The organism is Chitinimonas viridis (assembly GCF_030409555.1).
GTDB classification, from domain to species: domain Bacteria; phylum Pseudomonadota; class Gammaproteobacteria; order Burkholderiales; family Chitinimonadaceae; genus Chitinimonas; species Chitinimonas viridis.
Window position 1 is genome coordinate 1,111,235 of the sequence record NZ_JAUFPU010000018.1, and the last position, 26,012, is coordinate 1,137,246.

42 protein-coding genes are annotated in these 26,012 nt (G+C 60.9%); 40 read left to right on the forward strand and 2 right to left on the reverse strand.

Features of this window, described 5'->3' with window-relative positions:
- Positions 1 to 47 precede the first annotated feature (47 nt).
- Both QWZ03_RS18055 and QWZ03_RS18060 read right to left on the reverse strand, forming a co-directional pair.
- Complete coding sequence (locus QWZ03_RS18055; protein ID WP_290334001.1) at positions 48 to 470, reverse strand: hypothetical protein; 423 nt, start codon at positions 468 to 470, stop codon at positions 48 to 50.
- 180 nt (positions 471 to 650) lie between these two features.
- Positions 651 to 1,205, reverse strand: a complete 555-nt coding sequence (locus QWZ03_RS18060; RefSeq protein WP_290334002.1) for a helix-turn-helix domain-containing protein — start codon at positions 1,203 to 1,205, stop codon at positions 651 to 653.
- A gap of 84 nt (positions 1,206 to 1,289) precedes the next feature.
- On the opposite strand from QWZ03_RS18060, the gene QWZ03_RS18065 reads away from it, so the two are divergent.
- The 40 genes from QWZ03_RS18065 to QWZ03_RS18260 all read left to right on the forward strand — a co-directional run bounded on the left by QWZ03_RS18065 (position 1,290) and on the right by QWZ03_RS18260 (position 25,904).
- A complete protein-coding gene (locus QWZ03_RS18065; protein ID WP_290334003.1) occupies positions 1,290 to 1,661 on the forward strand; it encodes a helix-turn-helix domain-containing protein in 372 nt (123 codons plus the stop codon).
- 104 nt (positions 1,662 to 1,765) lie between these two features.
- The gene (locus tag QWZ03_RS18070) at positions 1,766 to 2,245 is read left to right on the forward strand and encodes a hypothetical protein (protein WP_290334004.1); all 480 of its coding nucleotides are present in this window, start codon (positions 1,766 to 1,768) and stop codon (positions 2,243 to 2,245) included.
- A 59-nt stretch (positions 2,246 to 2,304) separates the two neighbouring features.
- A complete protein-coding gene (locus QWZ03_RS18075) occupies positions 2,305 to 4,341 on the forward strand; it encodes a Mu transposase C-terminal domain-containing protein (protein WP_290334006.1) in 2,037 nt (678 codons plus the stop codon).
- 27 nt (positions 4,342 to 4,368) lie between these two features.
- Entirely contained in the window at positions 4,369 to 5,100 is a 732-nt protein-coding gene (locus tag QWZ03_RS18080) for an AAA family ATPase (protein WP_290334007.1), read from the forward strand.
- Positions 5,097 to 5,624, forward strand: a complete 528-nt coding sequence (locus QWZ03_RS18085; protein ID WP_290334008.1) for a hypothetical protein — start codon at positions 5,097 to 5,099, stop codon at positions 5,622 to 5,624. The genes QWZ03_RS18080 and QWZ03_RS18085 overlap by 4 nt, the downstream gene beginning before the upstream one ends.
- The gene (locus QWZ03_RS18090; protein WP_290334009.1) at positions 5,621 to 5,971 is read left to right on the forward strand and encodes a hypothetical protein; all 351 of its coding nucleotides are present in this window, start codon (positions 5,621 to 5,623) and stop codon (positions 5,969 to 5,971) included. The genes QWZ03_RS18085 and QWZ03_RS18090 overlap by 4 nt, the downstream gene beginning before the upstream one ends.
- A complete protein-coding gene (locus tag QWZ03_RS18095; protein WP_290334010.1) occupies positions 5,968 to 6,321 on the forward strand; it encodes a hypothetical protein in 354 nt (117 codons plus the stop codon). Before QWZ03_RS18090 ends, QWZ03_RS18095 begins: the two co-directional genes overlap by 4 nt.
- Complete coding sequence (locus tag QWZ03_RS18100) at positions 6,318 to 6,632, forward strand: hypothetical protein (RefSeq protein WP_290334011.1); 315 nt, start codon at positions 6,318 to 6,320, stop codon at positions 6,630 to 6,632. Before QWZ03_RS18095 ends, QWZ03_RS18100 begins: the two co-directional genes overlap by 4 nt.
- Positions 6,622 to 7,116 carry a host-nuclease inhibitor Gam family protein gene (locus QWZ03_RS18105; protein ID WP_290334012.1) on the forward strand — a complete coding sequence of 165 codons (495 nt, stop codon included), beginning with the start codon at positions 6,622 to 6,624 and terminating at the stop codon, positions 7,114 to 7,116. Before QWZ03_RS18100 ends, QWZ03_RS18105 begins: the two co-directional genes overlap by 11 nt.
- Positions 7,116 to 7,379 (forward strand): hypothetical protein, encoded by a 264-nt coding sequence (locus QWZ03_RS18110; protein ID WP_290334013.1) that lies wholly within the window; start codon positions 7,116 to 7,118, stop codon positions 7,377 to 7,379. The genes QWZ03_RS18105 and QWZ03_RS18110 overlap by 1 nt, the downstream gene beginning before the upstream one ends.
- Positions 7,380 to 7,381: 2 nt before the next feature.
- The gene (locus QWZ03_RS18115; protein ID WP_290334014.1) at positions 7,382 to 7,600 is read left to right on the forward strand and encodes a hypothetical protein; all 219 of its coding nucleotides are present in this window, start codon (positions 7,382 to 7,384) and stop codon (positions 7,598 to 7,600) included.
- A gap of 13 nt (positions 7,601 to 7,613) precedes the next feature.
- Positions 7,614 to 7,802, forward strand: coding sequence for a DUF551 domain-containing protein (locus QWZ03_RS18120; RefSeq protein WP_290334015.1), 189 nt, complete (start codon positions 7,614 to 7,616; stop codon positions 7,800 to 7,802).
- A 69-nt stretch (positions 7,803 to 7,871) separates the two neighbouring features.
- Positions 7,872 to 8,573 carry a DUF2786 domain-containing protein gene (locus QWZ03_RS18125; RefSeq protein ID WP_290334016.1) on the forward strand — a complete coding sequence of 234 codons (702 nt, stop codon included), beginning with the start codon at positions 7,872 to 7,874 and terminating at the stop codon, positions 8,571 to 8,573.
- 7 nt (positions 8,574 to 8,580) lie between these two features.
- Positions 8,581 to 8,856, forward strand: a complete 276-nt coding sequence (locus QWZ03_RS18130) for a hypothetical protein (protein ID WP_290334017.1) — start codon at positions 8,581 to 8,583, stop codon at positions 8,854 to 8,856.
- A 5-nt stretch (positions 8,857 to 8,861) separates the two neighbouring features.
- Positions 8,862 to 9,275, forward strand: a complete 414-nt coding sequence (locus tag QWZ03_RS18135) for a gp16 family protein (RefSeq protein ID WP_290334018.1) — start codon at positions 8,862 to 8,864, stop codon at positions 9,273 to 9,275.
- On the forward strand, positions 9,272 to 9,757 hold the full coding sequence (locus QWZ03_RS18140) for a Mor transcription activator family protein (protein WP_290334019.1): 486 nt from the start codon (positions 9,272 to 9,274) through the stop codon (positions 9,755 to 9,757). Before QWZ03_RS18135 ends, QWZ03_RS18140 begins: the two co-directional genes overlap by 4 nt.
- A 17-nt stretch (positions 9,758 to 9,774) precedes the next feature.
- On the forward strand, positions 9,775 to 10,125 hold the full coding sequence (locus QWZ03_RS18145) for a hypothetical protein (RefSeq protein ID WP_290334020.1): 351 nt from the start codon (positions 9,775 to 9,777) through the stop codon (positions 10,123 to 10,125).
- Between the two features lie 301 nt (positions 10,126 to 10,426).
- Positions 10,427 to 10,792 carry a putative holin gene (locus QWZ03_RS18150; RefSeq protein WP_290334021.1) on the forward strand — a complete coding sequence of 122 codons (366 nt, stop codon included), beginning with the start codon at positions 10,427 to 10,429 and terminating at the stop codon, positions 10,790 to 10,792.
- A gap of 2 nt (positions 10,793 to 10,794) precedes the next feature.
- A complete protein-coding gene (locus QWZ03_RS18155; protein WP_290334022.1) occupies positions 10,795 to 11,442 on the forward strand; it encodes a transglycosylase SLT domain-containing protein in 648 nt (215 codons plus the stop codon).
- Positions 11,439 to 11,645, forward strand: coding sequence for a hypothetical protein (locus tag QWZ03_RS18160; RefSeq protein WP_290334023.1), 207 nt, complete (start codon positions 11,439 to 11,441; stop codon positions 11,643 to 11,645). Before QWZ03_RS18155 ends, QWZ03_RS18160 begins: the two co-directional genes overlap by 4 nt.
- A 19-nt stretch (positions 11,646 to 11,664) precedes the next feature.
- The gene (locus QWZ03_RS18165; RefSeq protein WP_290334024.1) at positions 11,665 to 12,273 is read left to right on the forward strand and encodes a hypothetical protein; all 609 of its coding nucleotides are present in this window, start codon (positions 11,665 to 11,667) and stop codon (positions 12,271 to 12,273) included.
- Complete coding sequence (locus QWZ03_RS18170) at positions 12,270 to 12,500, forward strand: TraR/DksA C4-type zinc finger protein (RefSeq protein ID WP_290334025.1); 231 nt, start codon at positions 12,270 to 12,272, stop codon at positions 12,498 to 12,500. Before QWZ03_RS18165 ends, QWZ03_RS18170 begins: the two co-directional genes overlap by 4 nt.
- A 2-nt stretch (positions 12,501 to 12,502) precedes the next feature.
- A complete protein-coding gene (locus QWZ03_RS18175) occupies positions 12,503 to 12,967 on the forward strand; it encodes a DUF2730 family protein (RefSeq protein WP_290334026.1) in 465 nt (154 codons plus the stop codon).
- Positions 12,964 to 13,314: a hypothetical protein gene (locus QWZ03_RS18180; RefSeq protein ID WP_290334027.1), complete on the forward strand. Its 351-nt coding sequence runs from the start codon at positions 12,964 to 12,966 to the stop codon at positions 13,312 to 13,314. Before QWZ03_RS18175 ends, QWZ03_RS18180 begins: the two co-directional genes overlap by 4 nt.
- A gap of 14 nt (positions 13,315 to 13,328) precedes the next feature.
- Positions 13,329 to 13,499 (forward strand): hypothetical protein, encoded by a 171-nt coding sequence (locus QWZ03_RS18185; protein ID WP_290334028.1) that lies wholly within the window; start codon positions 13,329 to 13,331, stop codon positions 13,497 to 13,499.
- A 2-nt stretch (positions 13,500 to 13,501) separates the two neighbouring features.
- Positions 13,502 to 14,002: a DUF1804 family protein gene (locus QWZ03_RS18190; protein ID WP_290334029.1), complete on the forward strand. Its 501-nt coding sequence runs from the start codon at positions 13,502 to 13,504 to the stop codon at positions 14,000 to 14,002.
- Complete coding sequence (locus QWZ03_RS18195) at positions 13,995 to 15,764, forward strand: hypothetical protein (RefSeq protein WP_290334030.1); 1,770 nt, start codon at positions 13,995 to 13,997, stop codon at positions 15,762 to 15,764. Before QWZ03_RS18190 ends, QWZ03_RS18195 begins: the two co-directional genes overlap by 8 nt.
- A 5-nt stretch (positions 15,765 to 15,769) precedes the next feature.
- The gene (locus tag QWZ03_RS18200) at positions 15,770 to 17,341 is read left to right on the forward strand and encodes a DUF935 domain-containing protein (protein ID WP_290334031.1); all 1,572 of its coding nucleotides are present in this window, start codon (positions 15,770 to 15,772) and stop codon (positions 17,339 to 17,341) included.
- A complete protein-coding gene (locus tag QWZ03_RS18205) occupies positions 17,328 to 18,662 on the forward strand; it encodes a phage head morphogenesis protein (protein ID WP_290334032.1) in 1,335 nt (444 codons plus the stop codon). The genes QWZ03_RS18200 and QWZ03_RS18205 overlap by 14 nt, the downstream gene beginning before the upstream one ends.
- Positions 18,663 to 18,762: 100 nt before the next feature.
- Complete coding sequence (locus tag QWZ03_RS18210; RefSeq protein WP_290334033.1) at positions 18,763 to 19,335, forward strand: phage virion morphogenesis protein; 573 nt, start codon at positions 18,763 to 18,765, stop codon at positions 19,333 to 19,335.
- Positions 19,336 to 19,537: 202 nt separating this feature from the next.
- Entirely contained in the window at positions 19,538 to 20,605 is a 1,068-nt protein-coding gene (locus QWZ03_RS18215; RefSeq protein ID WP_290334034.1) for a phage protease, read from the forward strand.
- Positions 20,606 to 20,608: 3 nt separating this feature from the next.
- The gene (locus tag QWZ03_RS18220; RefSeq protein ID WP_290334035.1) at positions 20,609 to 21,013 is read left to right on the forward strand and encodes a hypothetical protein; all 405 of its coding nucleotides are present in this window, start codon (positions 20,609 to 20,611) and stop codon (positions 21,011 to 21,013) included.
- Between the two features lie 25 nt (positions 21,014 to 21,038).
- Positions 21,039 to 21,947 (forward strand): Mu-like prophage major head subunit gpT family protein, encoded by a 909-nt coding sequence (locus QWZ03_RS18225; protein ID WP_290334036.1) that lies wholly within the window; start codon positions 21,039 to 21,041, stop codon positions 21,945 to 21,947.
- A gap of 11 nt (positions 21,948 to 21,958) precedes the next feature.
- Positions 21,959 to 22,345: an HI1506-related protein gene (locus QWZ03_RS18230; RefSeq protein WP_290334037.1), complete on the forward strand. Its 387-nt coding sequence runs from the start codon at positions 21,959 to 21,961 to the stop codon at positions 22,343 to 22,345.
- Between the two features lie 2 nt (positions 22,346 to 22,347).
- Entirely contained in the window at positions 22,348 to 22,767 is a 420-nt protein-coding gene (locus QWZ03_RS18235) for a gp436 family protein (protein ID WP_290334039.1), read from the forward strand.
- Complete coding sequence (locus QWZ03_RS18240) at positions 22,767 to 23,444, forward strand: DUF1834 family protein (protein WP_290334040.1); 678 nt, start codon at positions 22,767 to 22,769, stop codon at positions 23,442 to 23,444. The genes QWZ03_RS18235 and QWZ03_RS18240 overlap by 1 nt, the downstream gene beginning before the upstream one ends.
- Positions 23,441 to 23,668 (forward strand): DUF2635 domain-containing protein, encoded by a 228-nt coding sequence (locus QWZ03_RS18245; protein WP_290334041.1) that lies wholly within the window; start codon positions 23,441 to 23,443, stop codon positions 23,666 to 23,668. Before QWZ03_RS18240 ends, QWZ03_RS18245 begins: the two co-directional genes overlap by 4 nt.
- Before the next feature lie 3 nt (positions 23,669 to 23,671).
- On the forward strand, positions 23,672 to 25,093 hold the full coding sequence (locus tag QWZ03_RS18250) for a phage tail sheath C-terminal domain-containing protein (protein WP_290334042.1): 1,422 nt from the start codon (positions 23,672 to 23,674) through the stop codon (positions 25,091 to 25,093).
- Positions 25,094 to 25,158: 65 nt separating this feature from the next.
- On the forward strand, positions 25,159 to 25,533 hold the full coding sequence (locus tag QWZ03_RS18255; protein ID WP_290334043.1) for a phage tail protein: 375 nt from the start codon (positions 25,159 to 25,161) through the stop codon (positions 25,531 to 25,533).
- Positions 25,530 to 25,904: a hypothetical protein gene (locus QWZ03_RS18260; RefSeq protein ID WP_290334044.1), complete on the forward strand. Its 375-nt coding sequence runs from the start codon at positions 25,530 to 25,532 to the stop codon at positions 25,902 to 25,904. The genes QWZ03_RS18255 and QWZ03_RS18260 overlap by 4 nt, the downstream gene beginning before the upstream one ends.
- The last annotated feature ends 108 nt before the right edge of the window (positions 25,905 to 26,012 follow it).

A 26,012-nucleotide genomic window follows, 5' to 3' on the forward strand; every position in this document is an offset into this window, starting at 1 on the left:
TTGCGCGTGTTTTGCGCACGAAATGGCATAGATCGCGCGCACTGTGCTCACCAATCAGCCATCAACTGGTGAAGCTTCACAAGTTCCTCGTCGGTCAGCGCTAGCGCGGTCTCGACTTGGAACACGTACAACAAGATGCCCTGGAATCGCTCGCTATGGGCGGCAGCCTTGGCTGCAATTTCAGCACCAATCTTCCGGCGGTCAGTTTTGCCGAACGCATTACGATGACTCCCATTGACGGGCTTATTGCTGTCTTGTTGCACTTCTTCCCTCTCCGAGTTAGCCGGCTCATTCTGGCCGGTGTAGTTGTTTACATTGTGGATGGTGTTAACCGTCCACTGGTGGTTGATACCTGGGGCCGAGTTTCCTCCTGCGGCCTTGGGTTCGATATCTGAACTCTTGGCGGCCAAGTCATCCCGCATTCGGGTGACCTCGGTCTCCATCGTCCAGCGCTTATCGTCAAACGTCATTTCGCTTTCCATTGCGTCTATTTGTTTGATTCTTATGGTTCTTTTGGTGATTTTTTGTATCAAATGTCGTCTAAATTCCGCCATTTTCTAGTCCTTTCTTACTACGTATTTGCTTAGTCGGGCGGCGGACGCGCCGACCACTGCTCTCTGGTCGTCCTCACTGAGTCTCCTTTCTTGCTGTTATTGCTTAGTCCGGTACTTGATGCCTTCGCGTATCTGCTGAACTGCATACTGCACAGCTTCGTAGCCTTCCATATCACTTGCCATTGCAATGCCGTACATGCGCATGGCGAAGTCGGCCACCTCTGATGGCTGGAGGCCTAGGCCCTGCTGGAGCATAGCAACAGCCTGTATGCAGCCCCACATTGCCTTGCTATCCAGCTTTTCAGGTTGGCTGTGTACCAGGAGAGGCGGCCCGCTCCGCTCGGGGGTATCTGGTTCATGCCCTAGCGCTTTGGCGTGTGCGCCAACCTCTGCAGTTGATGCATGTTCGCTGGGCAGTATTGGCCCTTGCCCTGTAGCCAACCACTCGACATGCACCCCGCTGGCCTCAGCCAACTTAACAAGGTTGGATAGTGTTGGCTCTGCCTCCCCCTTTCGCCATCTCATCAGAGCTGGGGCGCTTATTCCAAGCCGCCTAGCAAACTCGGCCGGGCCTCCGGCACGGGCAACGATGAACTCAACGCGATCAGCAAAGTTCTCGCAAAGGTTTGGATCGTAAAGCTTTGCTTCCATGCAACAAACCCCATTCATCGCACAACAAAAAGTAACGTATTGATTTCGTTATGCATTCGACAATGCAAACCGAACAATCCATACATGGAAAGTTTTGCTTATCTATTGCGAAGCATATTCGCTTGCAACAGAAACAATGTGCATGCACAATGCTTTCACAATGTAACCAAACGAGGCTACGCCATGAAAGCAATGCAAGTGCCAAAAAATGACGTCCAAGACTGGCATCCAGCGGACGTCGTAGCAGCGCTAAAGAAGCGCCAAGTGTCCCTTCGCGGCCTCTCCATAGAGAACGGCTATAGCCCGACCACCCTTGCTAATGCTTTGAGGATGCCGTGGCCGAAAGCTGAACAAATCATTGCGAAAGCTTTGGGCGAACGACCAGAAGCCATCTGGCCGACGCGCTACGCCCGGCGCAATTCTAAGCCTTATTTGGCAACTGTAGTTACTGCATGAAGTAATGGTTTGCACTTTTAGGTTGCTTTGGCTTGGTTTTGACAACGCCAGATTAAGCAACACAGCTCAAAAGTGCATCGCTGGCGTTTATCGGAGGAACAACCATGCAAATGAGAAAGCGCAACTGGAAGAAGGAGCGGGCGACCAGCCTAGTGCATTCCTTCGAGCTGGCCGGGGACTACGCCCTTGAAGTCCTGCGCCGGCCCCCCAAGCAGATGGCCGAACTGATGGATACCTCGCTGCCCACCTATTACCGCTGGATTTCGGAAGGTGCCATGCCCGCTTCCAAGATCAGGCAGTTCGAGCATCTGTGCGGCTGCCATTTCGTCAGCGACTACCTTGCACTTGCCGCAGGCCGGATGGTGGTGGAAATGCCGGTCGGCAAACGCGCCACCGAGTCGGATATTGCCGCACTGCAGAGCGGCACTGCCCAAGCCATTCACCTAGTCATTGAGTTCTACGCAGGCCGCGCCGCCCTGGATGAAACCACCAGCGCCATGGACGATGCCTTGCGCGGCCTGAGTTTCCATCGTGCAAATGTGTCGAAGCTGGCAGAACCCGAACTGGATTTCGGGGAGGCATGATGGTGATCCTCAAGACTCACTATGGTGCCGCTGAGCTAGCCGCGATGAGGCTAGTAGGCGTGCCTGAATCGGTTAGCGGAATTTTTCGCGCAGCTAAGCGTGATGGGTGGGCGCACCGCGCCCGCTCCGGCCGGGGGGGCGGTGTGGAATACGCCATCGCCAGCCTGCCCACCGACATACAGGCACAGATCAAGCAGCGTGCCGCTGCCAGCATCGTCAAAGCCCCCATCGTTGCCCATACGGGCGAAGTGCGCGTGCAGCGTGGTGTTGTCGGTGTCCAGCAATGCCTGCCTGGCTTGAACGATGCCGAGCGCTTGGTCGCCGATGCCCGCAAGGGCGTGCTGCTGGCACTCAAGCGCATACAGGCAGGTGCGGGCTGCTCGCAAGAAGCCGCACTGACGACACTGCTTACCCAGGCTGCTGCCGGTGAGATTGAACCCCTGCTGCTGACCCAGCTCCGGGCAGCCAAGACCGCACGCGGTCGCAAGTCCGGCAGCGATCTGCCTAGCCATCGCACCCTGATGCGCTGGCTGGCCTTGGGCAAGGTCAATGACCTGGCACCCAAGAAAGTCCAGCCCGACATGGCGCTGCCTGACTGGGCCAAGACCTTCCTGATGCACTACCGCCAGCCGCACAAGCCCACGGTGGTGGATGCCTATGCGCGGTTCGCGGCTGAGTGGTCGCAGTCCGATGCAGATGTCGAGCGGGTTGTCCCGAGCATCCATGCCGTCCGTCGCTTCCTGGATAAATTGCCCGCCGACCTGCTGGCACGCGGCCGCCATACCGGTGCCGAGCTGAAAGCCTTGCTCCCCTACGTCCGCCGCGACTGGTCGGTGCTACGCCCGAACGATGTCTGGGTGGGGGATGGCCATGGCCTCAAGGCCCAGATCGCCCACCCCGACCACGGCAAGCCCTTTGTACCCGAGGTCACGCTGGTACTGGATGGCGCATCGCGCATGGTGGTGGGCTGGAGCCTGGCGCTGTCCGAGAACCAAATCGCAGTAAGCGACGCCATCCGCTACGGTGTGCAGCTGCATGGCAAGTGCCTGATCTACTACTCGGACAACGGAGCAGGCCAGGTTGCCAAGTCATTGGATGATCCCACCCTAGGCTGTCTGCCCCGGCTCAATATCCACCATGAAACCGGTATCCCTGGGAATCCGCAGGGCCGTGGCCTGATTGAGCGTGCCCACAAGACCATCCTGCTACGTCTGGCCGAGCAGTTCCCCACCTTCCGTGGCGGCAAGATGGACAAGGAAACCCTGCGCAAGACCAGCCGGGCCATCGAGTCGGCGCTCAAGCGTGGCGAGACACCTCCACAGTTGCCGACCTGGAATCAATTGCTGGATGGGCTGGAGCAGGTGATCGCTTGGTACAACAACGAGCACCAGCACAGCGAGTTACCGCGTAACCCCGCCACTGGCAAGCGCTACACCCCGGCCGCCTACTACGCCGCCCATATCGTCGCCGAGTCCATCGAACAGCCGGACGACGAGCAGCTGCGCGACCTGTTCCGCCCTTACGTGCTGCGCGCGGTAGATCGTGGCTGGGTCAGGCTTTGGCACAACCGCTACTTCGCGGACGATTTGGCACAGCTCAACAACGGCAGCCAGGTGCGTGTCGGCTACGACATCCACGATGCCAATTCGGTCGTGATCCGCGACCTTGAAGGTCGGTTCATCTGCACCGCCGCGTGGAACGGCAACACCCGCGCCGCCTTCCCGATTCCCTTCGTCGAGCGCCTGGCCGGTGATCGGGCCGAGCGGATGATTCAGCGCGGTCAGGAAATCATCGACAAGGCGGATGCCGAGCTGGCCCGCACCTACTCCGGCCACCAGCCTACTGCCATCGCGGCGCCCAGCAACTCCATCTGGGATGTCCCCGCCCTGGAGGGCGAGCTGGTACCCGACAACGTCATCAGCCTGCCCACGCCGGCCACCGCACGCCGGCCGATCTTCAGCGCCGATTACGAAAAGTTCGACTGGCTCATTGCCAACCCCGACCACGTCAGCGCTGAAGACCGCACCTGGCTGGCTTGGTATCGCACCACCAGCGAACACCAAGACATCTACGGCAGCGTCAGCGCAGCCGGCTAACCCCATTACCAGCGAGAGGAAACCCCAATGCGTCATCAGTTCGTCAAGGTCAGCAACTACAAGCGATTCCGGGCCGGCATTACCCAGATTGAGGCACGCGGCGCGATGGAAGCCAGCATGCTGCTGGTGACCGGGCCTGCCGGTCGGGGCAAGACCAGCACAGTCGATCAATGGGCATCCGAGGCGAATGCCATCTTCCTGCGGGCACCGGTCAACTGGTCGCCCCATAAGCTGGAACTCGACCTGGCAGACGTCCTGGGTATCGATACCAACCAGCGCAGCCGCGATCTGTTCGCCAAGATCATCCGCGAGTTCGCACGGCAGCAGACACCCATCGTGATTGATGAAGTGCAGAACGCCCTGGCAAATGGCGCGGCCTGCCTGGAACACATCCGCGACATCAGCGACCTTGCCGAGATGCCGGTCGTCCTGATCGGCATGGAAGACATCAAGACCAAGCTGGCCCGCCACATGCAGATCGCCAGCCGTATCGGTGCGGTGGTCGAGTTCCAACCCATCACGCAAGACGATTGCACCCTGATCTGCCGCGACCTGGCCGAGGTGCGCATCGCCCCGGAAGTGGTCGCCGAGGTGCATGCCCAGTGCGATGGCCGTATGCGCCTGGCCTTGAATGCCCTCGCCGCCATTGAGCAACTGGCGAAGCGTAACGGCAAGACTGAGGTGGCTGCGGCTGATATCGCGGGCATGCGCTTGTGCGAAGACTGGCAGCGCAACATCAAGCGTGGGGCGCGGCCATGAGTGCGCAGCTTGTCCTGACCACCTTGGCGGGTCTGGAGCCGACTGACGTGGCTACGCTGGCGGCAGCGCTCAGGTGTGCGCGGGCGCAGCTGGAGAACAGCCTGGGCACGTTGCAGCGCCGGGGCTTTGCCGAGTCCACCCAGGGTGGCTGGAGGTTGACCCAGCAGGGCCGGCAATTCATCGCGGAGGGCAAGGCGCTGACAGTGCGGCGGCGCAATCCCGGCCGCAAGACCAGTGGCATGCGCGCCAAGGCGTGGTGGCTGATACGCAAGCAGGTGAAATTCAGCATGGTGGACTTGCTCTCGACGCTGGCCAGCAAGGCGAACCAGGGCCGCAGCCTGCCCGAGTACCTGCGCGCACTTACTGCTGCAGGCTATCTGCAACCCATGCGCAAGGGTGCAAGTGGCGCTCGCTGGATGCTGATCCGCGACACCGGCCGCCAGGCGCCAGTGTGGCGCCCGACCGTGGGCGAGGTTTACGACCCCAACCTCGGCGAGGTGGTATGGCGGAGGGCGACCGCATGACGGCCGTCGCCGCCCCCACCTATGCCAGTGAACGCTGGTTCCTGCTGTTGCGGCAGGCCGCCGACACCCACGGGGTACGCGGTACCGCTGCCTTGCTGGGCTACGCCAACCATACCGGCACTTCGCAGATTCTCAACGGTTGCTATGCCGGTGGCACGGATGCTTTCGCCACCCGTGTCCTGGAGCGGTTCGACACGGTGGATTGCCCCCACCTGGCGCAATCGCTCACCAGCTCGTCCTGCAGGCAGTACGCCAGCCGGCCATGCCCCATCAACAGCTCGCGTGAGGTTCGCCACTGGCGTGCCTGCCAGGGCTGCGCCCATCGCCCCCAGGAGGAACAAGCATGACCAGTCTGCCTGTCGTTTCCCGATTGCTGCGCCCCTATGCCGGTACGGCCCTGACGGCCGTAGCCGATAGCCAGCCGCAGGTGCTGAACCCGCTGGCTGTTTCCAGGCTGGCCCAACTGAACGAGGCCGAGCGTCAGCTGCGCGCCCTGGGCATCCGGGTGGTCAAGCGCCAGCTCAACGAGCAACTGAACGGGCGCAACTCGACCGTCCTGGTGGAAGCCCCCAACGCCGCCTTGCTGGATGCTCATTCCGATGGCGGCAGGCGGCTGACCCGCTGCCTGGTCGGCCATGACCAGGGATTCATGCTGCGGGTATTCGGGGTGGATGTGATCTGGCGGGAGCACGCATGACCACCGTACTCGACCCCAAGGTCGCCGCCGATCTGCGTGCCCGCGCCCAGGCACTCGCCACCAGTCTGGGACTGTCCATGGCCGAGGCCAAGCAGAACGTCTGGGCGGAATACCAGCGCGAAGAAGCGGCCCGCGCGGCCAGGGCGCCGCCCGACCCCAGCACAGCCCAATCCTCAACGGCGGCCCGCTGGAACGACACCGGCAGCCGTAGCAGCAACCGCAAGCTCACCACCGAGCAGCGGCAAATTGGAAAACAGCATGTCCAGACCATCCTGGGCGTGATCGCAAAAGGAAGAAGCAATGGCACGTAAACGTATCGCAGGGACACAGTTTTCTAGTTGGGACGAGGTAGACGGCGCGCTACGCGACATCGCCGAAATCGACCGCCAACTGGGGATGCTGCAGGCCGCCCACGATGAAGCCGTGGACAAGCTGAAGGAGGCCGCCAAGGAAGAGGCAGAACCGCTGCTGCAACGCCGAGCCAGCCTTGAGGCCGCCATGAAGGACTACTGCCAGGCCAACCGGCAGGAGTTCCTCACCACCAAGACCAAGGTGCTGTCCTTCGGCAATGTCGGCTTTCGGCTCTCGACCAAGGTCGTGGTCAAGAACGCGGGCGACACCTTGCAGCTGCTCAAGTCGCTCGGCCTGCTTGGTTGTATCCGCATCAAGGAAGAACTGGACAAGGAAGCCATGCGCAACCTCAACCAGGAAACCCTTGCCAACGTGGGGGCGGCCCTCAAAACCGAGAACGCCTTCGGCTACGAGGTGAAGCGCGATGAACTGGCGGAGGCGTAATGGCCGCCCCGAAGGCAAGCCGCGCCAAGAGCAAGCCATTGTGTTGCCTGAGCGTGGGCTACGTCAGCCTGTTGCTGGATGCGGATAAAGGCACTCAGGTGCTGAAGCTGCTGAGCGAGGCCGTGCAGTGCAAAGAGGACTACCAGGGGCGTAGCTACGTGTACGCCGTACAGGGGCCACCGAATCTGGAGCTGAAGCTGGTACAGCCCGGCGATGTACGCATGCCCGAGCGACGCGACAGCCATCTACTTACCGGAGATTGACCATGTCGCTGAACGAGAACGCCACGCTACGTGTGGCAGTAGCACGGCGCGACGGCGAGTTTGCCGTCGTGCTTCAGCAGGTGGCCGATAGCGGCGAAGTGGTGCGAACCGCCGCGTTTACGGCTGAAACGGCGCGCTCGACAGCAGCTTGTCTGCTGCGTGGCGCAGACCTGGTGGATGGCATCCATGCTCGCATGGCCGCCAATGCCAGCCCCAACTGACAAGGAGCAAACCATGCTGCCCTGGAATAACACACAACGGAGCATGCCCGATGCCGGTATCTCGGTGCTGGTCTTCTCGCCATTGGCTCCCGAGCCTGTCTGGATGGGATACCACGATGGCGCCGACTGGATGTACGTGGATGGGGTACCGGCTACCGGTGTAACGCACTGGTCACCTGTACCGCCTGGGCCAGAGCAGTAGTCCCCTGCCCATAGCCGACTGGTTAAACCGGCCGGCTATGGGAAGTGGATTAACCGACAAGGAGTCGAGATGGAAACGAGCAAGGTCTTAGGCAAGATTAAGAAGTGCCTCGCGCTCGCAAAAAGCGGAAACGAGCATGAGGCCGCTGCAGCTATGCGACAAGCACAGAAGCTAATGGCCGAATACAACGTGGGCGAGCAGGACGTACTGGCATCGGAAGTGAGCGAAGCAAGCGCCAAGGCCGGCGCCAAGTCCGTACCGGCTGACTGGGAGTCGTTCCTGGCCGATGTAGTGGCTCGCGCTTTCGGTTGCACTTTGTTGTTCACATCGGGGTGGACTGGCGGATCGTGGAAGTTCATCGGCTGTGGTGCGGCGCCTGAAGTTGCCGGCTATGCCTTCGCGGTACTGCTACGCCAGGCAAAAAAGGCCCGCGCCGAGTACGCCGCGAAGCACCTCAAGCGCTGCAAGCTGGCGACACGCATACGCCGTGGTGATCTGTTCTGCGATGCCTGGGTGCGTTCGGTGCGCCGTGTCGTCGGTGACTTTGCCGTAGGTAATGCGCATCAGGCTGAAGCCGTGTCCGCCTTCCTTGCGCTGCACTACCGCAAGCTATCCGACCTCAAGACCCGTGACCGGAATGCTGGTGGCCCAAAGCGTGACCACGAATGGCGTGATCTGGATGCCGGTGCCGCTGCTGGCCGCCATGTGCAGCTTAACCATGGTGTCGGTGGCATGTCGGCCGACGCGCCAGCCCTGACCGACGCTCGCTGAGGTAGCCATGGAGACCAAGTCCGCCGAGCAACTGATCTACGAGGCCGCGCTGGTACAGCACGGTGTCGCCGCAACCGTCCTCGGCAGCGTAGTCCAGTTCGGCGGCCTGGTGGCTGTCCTGCCGGGGCACTTCTTCGATGGCGCCGGCAGTGCTGCCCAGGTTGCAGACCGGATTGCTGCTGCCGAGATAGCACTCGGCCAACTGCGTGCCGCAGTAGGTGATGGCCTGGTGGACTTAGCCAAGGTTGAACTGCTGAGCGAACTAGCCAGCACGTTGGAGTAAAGACAATGACCGCCAGAAACGCTGCTCTCGCCAAGATACATATCGCCAAGAACCAGCTTGGCATGGATGACTCCAGCTACCGCAGCATGCTGCAGCGTGTTGCACAGGTTGATAGTGCCAGCAAGCTCGACCGGGCCGGGCAAGACAAGGTGCTGGCTGAGCTGCAGCGCCTTGGGTTCGCACCGAGAACGGCGGCGCGGAAGGGCAAGCGGCCGAATCCACCTGCTGGTCGTGATGCGTTGATATCGAAGATCGAGGCCCAGCTCGCAGAAGCTGGCAGGCCTTGGGCATACGCCCATGGCATTGCTATGCGCATGTACCAGGTAGAAAAATGCGATTGGCTGGATACCAGGCAACTGCAGGGCGTGATTGCTGCGCTGTATCGAGATGCCGTGAAGCATGAAAGGAAAGTGAGATGAATGCCTTTGATCTTCCCGCCGATGCCGTGAACGAACTGCAAGGTCTGGAGCACCTGCTGCCTGAAGTCATCCAGACGCTGATACGGCTGATCGGCTTCCCCCTCACCATTGAGCTGGTAAAGCGGATGGGGGGCATCACTTGGCCTGTCAGCAAGAACCTTAGCCGACTGGGCGAAGCGCGATATGAGTTCCTTGCTGAAGTCGTGGGCGTTGAGGCGGCGAACAAGATTACCGAATACTTCGGCGGCGAGCTGCTGAAGATACCCAAGTGCGAACGAGCGTTGCTGGAATTGCGTGACCGCCGACTGCGGGCCGACTATGACACGCTGATCGGCACTATGTCGGGAAACGATACTGTGATCGCACTGGCACTAAAGTATCGCCTGGATGATCGGTGGATTTACCGAATCCTCAAAAAGACGGATATTTCGGCTTCGGCAGCAGCGACCAATCAAGAGTCGCAGCTGGCTCTGTTCGATTGATGTCTTTGGAGGTTGGGATGAGAAAAATGCTTGTTGGTCTGACGGCAGCACTTGCCGTAGTAGCAGCACATGCTGCAACCGAGAGTGAGCTACTTGGTAAGGCAATGAAGGGCGACTACCAGGCACAGCGAAACCTGGCATACAGCTATGCCACTGGATGGGGAAATGCTGGTTCGCCGGACTATATACAGAAGACGCCCGAAAAAGCGTGTACTTGGTACCGTGTAATCGCGATGAGCCGTAGCCCCAAGGTCAATGGTGGCGATTACAGCAACGAATACGTTTACTGCAGCAAGCTTATGCCTCATCAGAGCGAGGTAGCCTGGGTAGATGCTAAGAAGCTATTGAAGCAAATCCCAGACAAGTAATTACCCCCCTCTTACCCCGCCTAGTGCGGGGATTTTTTTGCCTACTACTGGCGTCGGCCATCCCGGCCCCTTGCGCGTACATGGACAAACTGACGTCCATGGCTACGACACAAACACCCCATCCCCAAGGCTGCGCGAAGTGCGCGCACGCCCTTTTCCCTGCAGATAAGTCCGGCCAGGTCATTCATGCCCTGGTCGGCCTGTACGCCTGCGCCAAGGAATCGGGCGGCCGCTACCACTCGCCTCGCTTTTCGTGCCGTGCCATGCCTGCGCATTTCCAACCACGCACGGAGGCAACACCATGAAGCACTATCGCAAGCTGCGCCTGGCTTGGGTCATCGTCACGATTATGGCGATTACTGCCATGTGGCTGTTCACCCGGCAAATGGGCATCACTGACCACCCCACGCCATTCCTGACCGCGCTGCACAAGGTCAGCCTGGTGATGGTTGCCGGTACGGTGGCCTACATCCTGGACGTGCTGGCCTTTCCCTATGGCCGTCCTGATGGTTACCTGGTCGCGGAGAAGTGGCACACGACCTGCGGCCTGGATGGGTGTGCCGACCACCCAGTGGTGTCGGGCTATGAACTGGTGTTCGGCCTAGCCATGCTGCGGCGGGCCATCATCATGGCCTGCGCCATGATCGCCGTAGGCCTGGGAGCATAGCCATGCGCTTGCTGCTTGCTCCCTTCCGGTTCTTGGCTCGGTTTGGCGTCATTGTCCTGATCGTGCTGGCTAGCATGGCCTTTGCCGCCAACCTACCCGGCAAGTGCCAGCAATACCAGGGCCTGTTCATCCGTGAGGCGCGGGCGGTGTGGGGCATCAATGCGCCCTCGGCATCGATGGCGGCCCAGGCATTCCAGGAAAGCCGCTGCCTGCCTGGCGCGGTCAGCCCGGTGGGTGCCCGAGGCGTAGGCCAGTTTATGCCGGCCACCGCCAAGTGGATGCCGAGCATAGACCCGATGTTAGCGCCCAGAGACGGCTGGGGAGTCACCGCCCCTGCATGGGATATCCGCGCCCTGGTGAGCTATGACCGCTGGCTATGGCACCGCGTAAAGGGCGCGGATAGCTGCCAGAAGATGGCTAAGGCCATGCGTGGATATAACGGCGGCCTAGGCTGGGTCTACCGGGACGAGAAGCTGGCCGTGGCAAGGGGGCTTAACCCCTTAGTCAACTTCGGCCAACTCGACCAGGTCAATGCCGGCCGCAGTGCCGCCGCCTTCCGCGAAAACACCCACTACCCCCGCCTGATCCTGCTCACCTACGAACCCCGCTTTATCGCGGCAGGGTTCGGCCCTGGAGTGTGCCAACCATGAGAACCACCCAGCGTTTTCAGTTGCGTGACGAGCGCAACCATAAAGCACCTGCCTTTGTGCTTGTCCTGCAGCACTTCAAGGACGGCACCAAGGCGGCGGCCTATGTCGGCAACAAGCGTATCGCCGTTGCCCGCCAACCCAGCCAGGCCGCCGCTGTGACCATCGTGCTGCAGACCTTGCGGCAACGTCGCTGGGGGCATTGATATGGCCTTGCCTCTGCTCATGTATCGACGCCAGGTGCTGACCTGGCTGGCAGTCGGGGTGGCGATTGCCGCCGTGTCCGGCCTGCTTGGCGGCGGTGTGCTGGGCTATCGCTATGCCAGTAACCAGGGCGAAGCCGCGCTGGCAGGCCTGCAGCGTGACCATGCGGTGGCAAGCACAGAAGCCAGCCGCCGTGCCCTGGTGCGCTACCAGGCAGAGACCGAGCTGGGGGGCAAGTTGGCCCAGGCGGTGATAGACCAGCGCGTCCAGATCGCAACCTTACAGCAGCAACTCAAGCGAAGGATTCCCCATGTTACGACCGTCTACCAGCCCACACCGGGCGCTGTACCTGTTGCCTTGCCTCGCGTTGTCCTTACTCGCGGCTTCCTGCGCGACTGGAACCGGGGGTTTGGATTGCCTACCGACGACACGACCACCGCTACCGGCCGAGCTGCGCCAGCGGGAACCGATGCCCTCGCCGCTGATTCCTGGTTACTCGGGGATGACCTTCTCGACTCCGGTGCCAGCCTCGCCGATGTCCTACAGCATGCCCAGGATTACGGTGCCTGGTGCCAGCGCCAGGCCGTCCAGCGGGACAAGTTGATTGACCTGGCACAGGGGCACGAATGAGCCGTCTGTTTGATCGTGCCAGTGAACTGGAACAGGAAACCAGGGATGCCGCCGTAGCCGCCACGCTGGCGGGGATACGGCGGCCCAGGCCCACCGAGTCCGCCCTGGTATGCGGCCATTGCGGAGAGGCCATCCCTGAAGCACGCCGGCTGGCTGAGCCGGGCTGTCAGCTGTGCGTGCCCTGCAAATCCCGATCCGAGAAGAACCCGGCGCAAAGGAGGCGCTAGACATGATGATAGAGATTGATTTCTGGAAGGCGGCAACGCTGCTGCTGTCATTGACGGCACTGCTGGCCGGCGCATTTTGGGGGCTGGGCCGCATGCTCGTGAACCAGTACGACCGCATGCTGACCGAGCGCTTCAAGGCAAGGGATGAAGCAGACTCTAGCCGGGCAAAGCAGCATGACGCCGAGCTGAGCAAGCTATCCAACCGCTTAGCCAAGTATGAAGACTCGCAGCGGGTACAGGCCGAAGAGTTGCGCCAGGCTGACTCCGAACTGAGCGAGAAGGTTGGCAAGCGCCTGATAGAGCTGGAGAAGGCAGTCGCTGCCGCGCCATCCAAGGAAGACCTAGTGCGGTTGCACAAGCGCATTGACGATGTCGCGGGTGAAATATCAGAACTTAGCGGTGCCTTTCAGGGTGCTGCCGATACGCTCAAGCTGATCCATAGCAAGCTGCTGGGGGGTAAGTCGTGAGCCATTCCATTGATGCTGCTCGCCGCCATTGCATCCTGGTGTCTCTGTCCCTGATGCGCGCCTATCAATCCAATCTGCGCACCTTGCAGTCCATGCTGGATGACGTTGGCTATGCGGCCGGGGTGGATCGCTTGCGTACTGATTGCGCTTGGCTGACCGAGCAGGGGTACACCAAGGCAGGTAGCGGCGATGTCTACATGCTGACCGACCGTGGCCTGGACGTAGTCATGGGCAGGGTGGATGCACCTGGCGTACAGCGTTCCGCACCGGGTCAGATTGATGCGCTCAAGTCGGCGCTGGCTAGCGCAGGAACAGCACTAGCCAGTGTACTGAATGGGGGCAGCTGATCATGACAAATGAAATGCAAACGCTGCTGCTGTTTCGCGGCCACATCGCGAGCATGCCACCAGATGACCAGGCTAAGGTGCTGCTGGCTGCCGCCGAGCTACGGCGCGTGTGCGAGCAGTTTGGCGATCATGGCTTGGTGGCATTCGGTTTGGTCAGTGCTGAATATGCTGCAGAGGCTGATTAACCATGGCTCATGGTGACAACGTCAGGCAGGCCGTGCGCGCCAGCTTCGTATTCGATTGCCTGGACATGCCCGCCGCCGCCGCCAAGCACAACGTGCCGGAGGCCACTGCTCGTCGCTGGAAGTATGCCGCCAAGGAAATGGGCGACGACTGGGACAAGGCCCGTGGTGCGCAGATGCTGGCGGGTGGCGGCATAGAGGAAGTATCACGCCAGACCCTCGCACTGGTGGTACTCCAGGTGCAGGCCACCTTGCAGACGATCAATGAGACCGCCGACATGCCGCCTGCGGTCAAGGTGCAGATGCTCGCCAGCCTGTCCGACAGCTATCTCAAGTTGTCCAAGGTTGCCACCAAACTCATGCCGGAAACCACTCAGCTGGCGACGGCCATGGACGTGCTGCAGCGCCTGGTCAAATTCATCCGTGACAAGTACCCCCAGCATGCTGGTTCGCTGGCCGAGGTACTGCACCCCTTTGGCGAAGAAGTGAGCAAGGCGTATGGATAGCGTAAATCCAAGCCTGTCCAGCAAGGAGTTCCTGGACGAACTGGCGCAGTTGGTCGCTGACTTGAAGAAAGACATCGAGGCCCACCAGTCGGGCCTTGATCCTACTCCTGAAGCTATCGCTGCCAGGCGCAAGCGCGTGCTACATGACCGGGACTTTGAGTTCTTTGCGTACACCTACTTTCCGCACCATGTGCGTGGTAAGCCGTCGCTGTTCCAGGCACATTTCTGCAACCGCTTCCCGCAGCTGCTCGATCAGACTGGGGGCGCCACCGAATGGTGGGTAGCACCTCGGGGTGAGGCCAAGTCCTCTCTACTGACCAAGATCGGCCCTACCTGGTGTGCAATCCAGGGCTTGATGCAGCGGCCGGAAGTGCGCGCCGAGATGGGCTGGCGTGGTCTACCTCCCCCCTTTATCGACTACATCATCCTGCTGGGCGCGGAAACACGGCTGCCCACCAAGTTGCTGGAAGTGGTCAAGACCGAGCTGACGGTCAATGCCGCCCTGGCACTGGACTTCCCTGATGCCTGTGGTCGTGGCCCTATGTGGAAGGTCGGTGAATTCATCACCCGTACTGGCATGAAGGTCGAACCCTTCGGTGCGGAACAGGCAATCCGGGGTACGTTCCACGGTGCCAGCCGCCCCAAGCTGCTGCTGGGGGATGACTTGATTACCGATAGCGAGGCCAAGTCGCCGACCGAGCGGACGAATCGCTGGGAGTGGCTGACCAAGGCCATCGACTATCTGGGGCCACCGGATGGCACGGTCAAGTATGTGGGTGTGGGCACCGTGCTGGACAAGGACGACCCGATCAGTCGGGCCAAGAAGACGATAGGCCATGTCGTTCACCACTTCCGCGCCATCGCCACCTTGCCCACCAATATGGACTTGTGGGCCGAATGTCAGGAGCTGATGCTCAACGCCGACCGGGCCGCCCAGGAAGTCGCCAGCGAGCAGGGTAAGGCATTACCCGATAGCGAGCTGCCGTCGTATCGCTTCTACCTGGACAACCAGGCTGCAATGGATGCAGGGGCGGTGATTTCCTGGCCGGGAGTGCGCACGCTGTACTGGTTGATGCGTCAGCGTGCCAAGGCCTCCAAGGCCTTCAGTACCGAGATGCAGGGCGAGCCGCGCAGTGATGAAGACAAGGTGTTCGGCCATATCACCTTCTGGGTGCGGCGCGAGTTGGACTGGGTGATGTACGGCGGTTGCGACCCATCCATGGGAAGGAACGAGAAGTCCGACCCTTCGGCCATCGTCATCGGCGGCTGGGATAGGCAGCGCAAGCTGCTTCATGTGGTTGAGGCTGAGATCAAGCGCCGCGTTCCCTCCAAGCTGGAGGCTGACCTGATAGCAGCGCAGCGTGAGTTTCGTACCCTGGGTATCGGCTTCGAGAACAACAACGCTTACGAGCACTCCCGCCAGACCTTCATCCAGGCCGGCATGGATGCTGGTGTACCACTGCCGCTAATCGGTGTGACAGCCATCGTCGGGCCGGAGGTTCGCATCGACTCCTTGGAGCCGTATGTCGCGGACAAGTTTGCGCCACGCATCCTGATCAGCCCGTCTCTGACCTTGCTTCTCGCCGAGCTGGATACTTGGCCCGAAGCACAAAGCGGCCACCACTATGACGGGCTGTCGGCCTTGCACATTCTCTGGATGCTCGCGTCCACACGCGGCTCCACCACATTTGATTTTCAGGCCGCGACCAGCAAAGGCAGCTGGGGTGGCACAAACGGAGCCGGCAAAGCCGGCGCTTGGTGACATATATGGCGCAAATCGTAGACCTCCAGGGCAACCCCATCAGCAGCCAGGCAATTGGTGAGCCGCAAACCGCACGTATGTCCACCCTATATCGACGCTGGGAGGAACACCCCTCAAAGGGGCTGACCCCGCAGCGCCTGCATGCCATCCTGGAACAGGCAGAACGTGGTGACCTGCAGGGTCAGCATGATCTGTTCCGTGACATGGAAGAGAAGGACGGACACATACTGACCGAGATGGGTAAGCGCCGTCAGGCGCTGACCGGCTGCGACTGGGATATTGTCCCGCCCAATAACGCCAGCAAAAGCGAGAAGGCGGACGCCGAATGGCTGCATGAGGTGGTCGAGAGCCTGGAGCTGGAGGAAATCATACTCAACGCGATGGACGCCATAGGCCATGGCTTCAGCGGTCAGGAACTGGAATGGCAGCGCCAGGGTAAAGAGACCCTTCCGGTAGCCTTGAATAGCCGCCCGCAAAACTGGTTCACCATTTCCCAGGAAGACCACAAAACCTTACTGCTCAACAATGCAGGCTTTGGTGAGAAGCTATGGGACTTCGGCTGGCTGGTACATATACATAAGGCCAAAAGCGGCTACCTCGCCCGTGGTGGCCTGCACCGCACACTGTGCTGGCCCTACCTCTTCAAGAACTACTCGGTGCGAGATCTGGCTGAGTTCCTGGAAATCTATGGCTTGCCCATGCGGGTGGGTAAATACATGCCTGGCGCGTCCGATCAGGAGAAGGCTACCTTGCTGCGGGCCGTTACCATGATTGGTCATGCGGCTGCTGGCATCATCCCCGAAGGCATGGATATCGATTTTCAAAATGCGGCCGCCGGTAGCCATGAGCCGTTTGAGGCCATGATGAACTGGTGCGAGAAAACCGAAAGCAAGGTGATCCTGGGGCAAACCCTGACCGCCCAGGCTGACGGCAAGACCAGTACCAATGCGCTGGGCAATATCCATAACGAGGTACGCCACGACATTCTGCGTTCCGATGCCCGGCAACTGGCCCGCACGCTAACCAGGCAGCTGCTATGGCCGATTATGGCGGTCAATCGACCGGGGGCAGACCCTCGGCGCTGCCCGCGCTTGATGTTTGATGTGGTAGAGGCGGAAGACCTGGCGCAGTACGCAGAGGCATTGCCCAAACTGGTCGAGTCGGGCATGCAGGTGCCGGTCAATTGGGCGCATGAAAAGCTGCGCATCCCCAAGCCCATGGACGGCGAGGCCGTGCTGGGCAAACAGTCAGGCGAAGACAAGCCACCCAAGCCCGCAAAGGATGCCGCTGCTCGCTATCTCGCGGTACTACGCAATCGTGCTGGCGAGCTGGTGCCGGCCGACCAGGCGGCGATAGATGCTTTGCTGGATGGTCTACCAGGTGAGCAGCTCAACAGCGCAATGACCAGGGCGCTGGCCCCAGCCATCACCGCGCTACGCGAGACAGCAGACCCGGAAGCCGCCATTGCTGCCATGGTCGCCAGCTATCCCGACATGCCTGATGATGAACTGACCGACCTGCTGGCCAGGGCGATTTTTGTGGCCGATGTCTGGGGGCGGATCAGTGGGCGCACCTGATCTATCGTTTGCCTTTGGCCTGCCGCCAGAAGCCGCCATCGCCCACTTCGAGGCCAAGGGGTACGCCATGGGCTTCCGTTGGCAGGATGTCTGGGCGGAGTCACATGCCAAAGCCTTCACGGTGGCAGGCGTGCTTAAGCAGGATGTCCTGGAGGATATCCGTGGGGCGGTGACGGATGCCATCAAGGGCGGTGAGACCTTTACCGATTTCAAGAAGAAGCTGCAGCCAGTGCTGGAGCGTAAGGGCTGGCTTGGCAAGGGGCTGATCGTCGATGAAGCAACAGGGGACGTCGCGGGCAAGCGCCTATCCCCACGCCGACTGGAAACGATCTTTCGCACCAATACCCAGTCTGCGTACATGGCGGGCAAGTATCGCCAGTTCCTGGACAACGCTGGGCAGCGACCCTATTGGCAATATGTGGCGGTATTGGACAACCGGACTCGCCCACGCCACAAAAGCATGAACGGTCGGGTGTTCCGCTATGACGATCCATTTTGGCAGACCTTCTTTCCGCCCAATGGCTGGAACTGCCGGTGCAGCGTGCGGGCACGCGGTAGCCGTGACATTGAGCGAGAGAGCATCCCGCTATCCGAGAGTGGCCCCGCCCTGGTCGATGTAGAGCAGACCATAGGCATGGGTGACCAGGCGCGACTGGTGCCGACCAAGGGCTTCAAGCTCCCCAGCGGAGAGACTTTTACGGCTGATCCGGGATTCGGCTTCAATGGCGGCCAGGTGCAACTGGCCGAGCTGGGTAAACACCTGCTGGATCGGTCTGTCACTGCTGCGCCCCGTCTTGCCGCCATGGCGGTTGACCAGGCGCTGGCGCAGCCACGCACCCTTTCTGCGCTTGTGCAGGACTTCGGCGCCTGGGCCAGGCAGGACAAGCTACCTCGTGGCGAAATACGTCATGTGGGCGCGATCAAGCCACAGGCCATGGATAGGTTGGAACTGCACGACATGCTGCCCGAGTCCGGTGTGATCTCGATACGCGATGAAGACCTGTTGCATGCCCGTCGCCATACCAAGGCGCAGGCGCTGCCGGATGAATTCTGGGAAACGCTGCCCAACAAGATCGCCGCCCCCGATGCCGTGCTGCTGGACATGACCCATGACAAGCCATCGCTGCTCTATGCCTACCGGATGCCGGAAGGGGAAGGCAAGCTGGTGATAGTGATGGACTACGAAGTGCGCGGCCGCAGCCTGCAGGCGGGGAAGACAGGGCGAATCAAAACCAACCTGGTGAGAACGGGGAAGATAATGAGCAGCGGCCAGGCTCTGAAGGATGCCACTGCTTACAAGCTGCTATGGGGTGAGCTATAGGCAGCGCCGGACTCGAACCGGATCATGCATACGCGGGCGCGGATGCAACCTTTCCCTAGGAAACTACTGCCTACAGCGCAGTCTAGCACCGGAGCTAAGCATGCATGAAGTGAAGATCGACCTCGCACTCGTCAATGAAAAGCTGGGCCGTATCGCGGCTGCTGGTAGAAATCTGGCACCGGTCATGCGGGCACTGCGCGAGGTTATGCAGGATGCCGTAGAGCAGAACTTTGCCCAGGGCGGCAGACCTGCATGGCAGGGGCTGTCGGCCAAGACCCTCAAGCGCCGGCCTGACCGGGTCGGCGGGAAGGTGCTGACTGACTCGGCCCGCCTGCGCAACTCCATCACGGCGCAGAGCGACCGGGATACCGCCATGGTGGGTACCAATGTCAAATATGCGGCCATTCATCAATTTGGCGGCACCATCAACCATGCCGCTCGCTCTGGTTGGGTTCGGCACCGAACAGATGCCAAGGGCAATCTGTTGCGCCAGGGCAAGAATGGCCGCCTCCTGGTGTTCGCAAAAGACAGCCATAAGCGCGTCAAGGTCACTCGCTATACCAGTGAAGGGTGGCAAGTGAAGATGCCAGCCAGGCCATTCCTGGTACTCACCGAGGTGGATGCCTCGGAGATGGAAGCAACGGTTTCCGAGTACCTGGCTACGCTCGTTTAGCCCTGCGGCATAAGGGCGCCTAGGCGCGCTTGCTGCCACTGCAAGGCCACCGTTCTACCCGCGCCTACAGGGTGGCCGGTTTTAACCGGGCTTTAACCGCCTTGTTGCCCCCGCCCTCGCGTGTAGTCCGCCCCAATCAGCCCACATACCTACTGGCGTCCGCCATCCCGGCCTGATTCCTTGCCGTCGCCATCATGGCGGCATGTCTCGCAAAACCACATCCCCTGCTGTCGCATCGCTCACCCTGGAAATCGGCCCGCGTGGCCCCCGGCTGCATTTGCTACCGGCCGGCGAATTCCGTTCCCGCGATAGCCGACCTGTCGAATGCAAGGCCTGGCGTCTGAATGCACAGCTAGCAGCCCGCATCGTCGCTGACGCTAAACAGCGGCGCGTTCCTTTCGTCATCGACTACGAGCATCAGACGCTGCACACAGAGCGAAACGGCCAGCCCGCGCCTGCAGCGGGTTGGTTTTCTCAGTTGGAATGGTGTGAGCCAAGTGATACCGAGCCTGGTGGCTTGTACGCCATTGATGTCGATTGGATGGAGCGAGCTGCTGCCTTGATCGATGCCCGCGAGTATCGATTCCAATCTCCCGTCTTTTCCTATGACCCGGTAACAGGCGACGTCACCGGCATTGCCCATGCCGCCATTACCAATAACCCCGGCCTTGATCTCCTTAGCGAGGTTGCGCTGACGGCCGCGCTTTCCCTTTTCCCACCCACCAATCCACCCACCTCGGAGAACACCGTGGACAAAGTCGCCCTATGCAAACTGCTGAAGCTGCCGGAAACGGCAACGGAAGCGGAAATCCAGGCAGCCCTTACCAAGCTGAGTACGGACGCTGCCAACGCACAACAACTGACCGCCCAGGTTGCATCACTGACCGCCAAGGTCGGCCAACCCACCGCTACGACACCCGACCCGGAGAAGTTTGTCCCCATTGATGCGGTAAGGGAAATGCAAGGGCAGCTCGCCGCCCTGACATCGCAGGTGGTGGGCGGTGAGGTGGACAAGCTGGTCAAGGCCGCACTGGACAAAGGCGCCCTGACGCCTGCCCTGGAAGGCTGGGCGCGTGATCTGGGTAAGCAGAACCTCGCTGCGCTCAAGACCTACTTGGCCGACGCGCCGTGCATTGCAGCGCTGTCCGGTCAGCAGTCGGCGAATCGTCCGAATGTTGATGCAAGTACGGGCTTGGACGCGGACACGCTTGCGGTGTGCCGCATGATGGGTAGCGACCCAGCAGACGTCAAAAAGAACCTGGGAGCCTAGACCATGGCGACCACCACCCAAGATCGCAATACCCCATTGAAGGATGGGCAGCTCATACCTGTCGCTGTCGCGGCCGGCACCAAGATACCTGGCGGCGTGATCGTGTGCGCCAACGCTGCAGGCTTCGCCGTCAATGGCGCGACGGCAAGCACGCTGACCTATCTCGGCGTCGCTGACAACGCTGTGGATAACAGCGGTGGCGGCGATGGTGCCCAGGTCGTCCTGGTGCGGCGGGGCAAGGCCGCCAAGTTCGCCAATGACGCCGGCGACCCGGTCAATCAGACCAGCCTCGGCAAGCCTGCCTACATCGTGGACAACCAGACGGTAGCCCGTACCCATGGCGCGAACACCCGGTCAGTTGCCGGCATCGTGCTGGGTATTGATGCCGATGGCGTCTGGATCATCTAACCACCACCCGGTAAAGGACATCTCCATGTTGGTGAACAAGGGAACAATCTCCGCCATCTTCGTCAATCTGTTGACGATTTTTAACAACGCCTTTGCCGAAGCACCCAGCACTTGGCAATCCGTGGCCATGCTGGTGCCGTCTACTGGCAAGCAGGTTGATTACGCCTGGTTGAGCAACTTTCCTCGCATGAAGAAGTGGATAGGTGAGAAGGCGGTCAAGTCGCTGGCGGCTTCCAAGTACAGCATCACGAATGATGACTGGGAGGCCACCGTCGAGGTGGATCGCAACGACATCGACGACGATAACCTGGGCATCTATAAGCCCCAGGCTGAGATGGCGGGTCATTCAGCCAAGCAGCTGCCTGATGAAATCGTCTTTGAGGTGATCAACAAGGGCTTTACCTCGCTCTGCTATGACGGCCAATACTTCTTTGATACTGACCACCCTGTCGCAGGGCAGTCGGTTTCCAATAGGGGTACCAAGCGTCTGTCCACCGCTTCGCTGGCGGCCGCTGAGGCCAGCTATGGTGCCGCACGCATCGCCATGGGGCAATTCACCGACGACGAGGGCCGCCCCCTCAACATCACACCCAATGTGCTGCTGGTGCCGGTGGCCCTGCAGGACGTCGCCAACCTGCTCATGACCATGGACAAGTTCCCCGACGACAGCCCGAACCCTTACAAGGGTACGGCCAAGGTCGTCGTTGCGCCCTGGTTGACCTCGAATACCGCCTGGTTCCTGCTGGATACCACCAAGCCCATCAAGCCTTTCATCTACCAGGAGCGCAAGAAGCCGGTCTTTGTCGAGCAGACCGACCCACAGGCTGACGATGTGTTTAACCGCAAGAAGTTCAAATTTGGCGCGGAAGCACGCGCTGCAGGGGGCTATGGCTTCTGGCAGCAAGCCTTCGGCTCTGACGGTACTGCCGCATAAGGGGACTGGACATGGCTCGAAAGACAGAAAGCCAGGCAAAGCCTGGAGGCACTACGGGCAGCGCCAAGGAGCAAGAGGCGCTCGCTGCCGCCAAGCTGCCGGACTTTGTGCCAGCAGCCGTGCCCGATGGCCTAGCATCGCTGGATGCCGGAAAGGTGCAGGCCACCACGCCCCTCGTCGGTGAGGGCGCATCGGATCAGTTCGAGCAGGACGATGCGGAGCAGCCCATGCAGCGGGTAGTGCGGGTGGCGTCCAAGCCCGAATTCTTCCGGCGTGCTGGCCGCGTATTCAGCCGCATCCCGGTTGATATCCGGCTGGATGACCTGGAGGAAGCAGAGCTTGAGCTGCTCCAGGGCGAACCCATGCTCTCGGTCTCCTTCGGCTACCTGGGGGATTGACGATGTATGCCACCCAGGCAGACATGGAGGTGCGCTTCGGCGTGCGCGAAGTGCTGGCGCTTACAGACCGCGACAACCAGGGCGAGATAGACGCACATGTGCTGAATCAAGCCCTGGAAGATGCCAGTGGCGAGGCTGATGCCTATCTGGCGGGGCGTTATCAGGTACCGCTTGCAAGCGCGCCTCGCTTCCTGGTGGGGGTGGTCTGCGATATAGCGCGGTACCGGCTATGCGGTGCCGAAGCCAATACCACCGATGACATCAGCGAGCGTTTCCGCAATGCCGTGGATTTTCTGAAGCTGGCGGCCAACGGCAAGGTGCAGCTTGGTGTCCTGCCATCGGGTGGCGAAGTGGTGGTCGATAACACCGTCCAGATGTTGGGCGGTGGTCGGGTCTTCGGTCGGGATGGGGGGAGCTGGTAATGGCCGTAGTCATCCATGAGCTGGACATCATCTCCCGCGTGGAGCTGGCAATCATTGCCAGGCTCAAGGCTGGCTTGGGGCGGATGGTCATGTCTGTCGAAAGCTATGGCGGCGAACTGGAGATAGAAACAGTGGACGAGGCAGTTCGCCGCTTCCCTGCCGCCTGGGTCACGTTCGGTGGCGTCAAGGACACCAAGCCGCATAGCAATAGCAAGGATCGCTGGCGCTCGGCCGGCAGCTTTGTGGTCATGGTGGGCGCCCGCAATGTCCGTAACGAGGCCGCCAGCCGTCGCGGTGGTGCCGGCAAGGGCGAGATTGGTAGTTACCAACTGGTGACTGCGGTGCGCCGCCTGCTGATCCGGCAAGACCTTGGGCTGCCCATCGATCATTTCGAGCCTGGCCGTGTTCGCACTTTGTTCAATACCGCCTTGGAACGGCAGGCGTTTTCCGTGTTTGCCTGCGAGTTCCATACCGTGTGGATGGAGGGCGCCCTGGAAAACGGACATTGGCCCGAGATGGACGCACCTGGTGCAGATAGCTTGTTCAGCGCCTACCAGGGCCAGACCGAACGTGCCGGGGTGCTGACCTCGGTGCAGCTTCACTACCACCTTCAACCAGATGTCGATGGCAAGCATGACGCGCAAGACATCGTAAGAACGCAGGAGCCACACCCATGAAAGTCATTGCTGCACCTGGTTTACAGGTACCCAAGGAAGGCGCACCGCGCAGCTATATCACCGACAAGCAAGCCGTCCAGGTGGAGGCCAGCGCCTACTACCTGCGGCAGCTTGCCACGGGTGATCTGGTCGAAGTCAAAGACGCAAGTCTTCCCCAGGAACCTGAAGCGGCAGCGGTTGAAGTGGCCGCTGTAGCCAAGCCCCACAACAGGAAAGCGAGTTAAGTCATGGCAAGCGCCAATATCGCCTTCGATACAATCCCGGCCAGCATCCGCAAGCCTGGTAAGTATTTCGAATTCAATACCCGCCTGGCAGTGCGCACGCTGCCGGGCAATCCACAGCGAGTGCTGGCCGTGGGCCAGCGTTTGCCGGGTGCCAATCAGCCGCCGCTGCAAGCCGTTGCGGTGTTCAGTGACGAGGAAGCGGCCAGGCTGTTCGGCCATGGCTCCATGCTGCATCTCATGGCCCGAGCTGCCATCCAGGCCAACCCGTACATCCAGCTCACCCTGCTGGGCGTAGACGATGCGGCGGCAGGGGTTGCTGCTACTGCTACCGTTACGCTCACCGGCCCGGCAACGGCGGCCGGCGCGCTCGCCCTATACATTGCGGGCGTCAGGGTAGATATCGCTATTGCCAGCCAGGCTACGGCAACCGAGCTGGCGACTGCCCTCGCCGCTGCCGTCAATGGGATACCCGACCTGCCAGTGACGGCCACAGCAGCGGCGGCCGTCGTCACTATCAAGGCACGCCACAAAGGCCAGGCCGGCAATGACATCAAGCTGGCTACCCTGGTACAGGCGGGTGGCGTAACCGCTGTGGTCAGTGCGATGGCTGGGGGCTTGAACGATCCCGACCTTGCCCCGGCCTTGGCGATGGTGGCGGGCAATCAGTACGAAGTGCTTGTCTGCCCCTTTCCCACGCAAACAGCGCTTACTGCAGTCCGCACGCACCTGGACTTTGTCTCTGGCGCACTGGAGCAGCGGCCGGGTGTTGCCGCTGCTGGTTGGCCGGGTTCACTCGCCACCGGCACCACCCTAGCGGCCAGTATCAATAGCGGCAGAATTGGCATTGCATGGCATCGCGGTTCGCAAAAGCAGCCTTACCAGATTGCAGCCGGGTTTGCCGCCGTCATTGCCAGCGAGGAAGACCCGGCACGGCCATTGAATACCCTGGCGATCAACAGTCTCGACGTCACCGCCAGCGAGCAGCGTCCGCTGCGCACCGAGCAAGAGAATGCACTCTACAACGGCCTGACCCCGATTGAAATCGGGCCTGGCGACCGGCCGCAGATCGTCCGCGCTGTCACCACCTATACGGTAGACCCACAAGGCGTGAGCGATATCAGCCTGCTCGACCTGACCACGATTCGCACTCTGGATTACGTCCGCAAGGCTTGCCGCGAACGTATCGCCCTGCGCTTTCCCCGAGACAAGCTGAGCCAGCGCACGCCCCCCAAGGTGCGTAGCGAGTTGCTGGATGTGCTGTTCAAGCTGGAGGAGCTGGAGTTCGTCGAGGAGGTGGATGCCAACAAGGCGGGGCTGATCGTTGAGCGCGACCTGCAAAGCCCTAATCAGTTGAACGCCAAGATTCCGGCTGATGTGGTCAATGGCCTGCATGTCTTTGCCGGTCGCATCGACCTCCTGCTTTAACCAGACAACCCTGGGCGGCGCGACTGTTACGCCGATGCCGGCCGCCCAACTAACGGAGATCAAGCATGGCACTCATCGAGTATGCGGGGGCTATCGTCCTGGAGGTCGATGGCAAGGAAGTAGAAGTGGTGGACTACGGTGTCACCAACAAGACCGGGCGCAAGCTGGTTAAAACCATGAACCGTACCGGCCGTGCCAAGGGGTTTGCGCGAGGCGTGGGCGAGTACGAGCTGAGCATTACTGTCGTCGTGCCGGTGGCCGGTGATCTGGACTGGGGCGGTATCGAAGGTGCCAAGCTGACCAGTTTTCCCAACACGGAAGGCGGCCAGCGTACCAGCTACCTGGATTGCTTTACGACCGAGGTCGGCGACAAGTACAGCGTGGAGAACGAACAGCGCCGGGATATCAAGATGAATGCTATCCGTGAGGTGAAGGAATGAGCCTGACCATACAAGACCAGTTGCTGTATGGCCTGGAATACGAGGGGGTGCTGCACAAGGATGTCGAGCTGCGGCTGCCCACCATTGCCGACAACATTGCCGCCCTGGAGGAAGTTGGCCCGACATCCAATATCCGCCTGCAGGTTGCCATGTGGGCGCGCTCCATGGTCAAGCTAGGGGGCGTGCCGGTAGAGCAGATCAACACTGAGCTGCTGCTGACGCTGGTGGATGAGGACTTTGATGTCCTGACTGACCTGGCCGACCGCCTTAAAAAAAAGCGGAGGGCCGCGAACGGCACCTTGCCGGCACCCGCCTCCTTGTCGTCGCCCTTGGCCGAGTCGGATTCACCGAGCAGCAAGTCCTCGGCATGACCGATGTGGTGGCGGAGAGCTATCTCTCCGCCGCCTTGCGTTTGATCAACTCGCCAGCCGTGCCTGACCCAAATGCGACTGCACCTGGTGCGACCAGCCGGGTAGTCA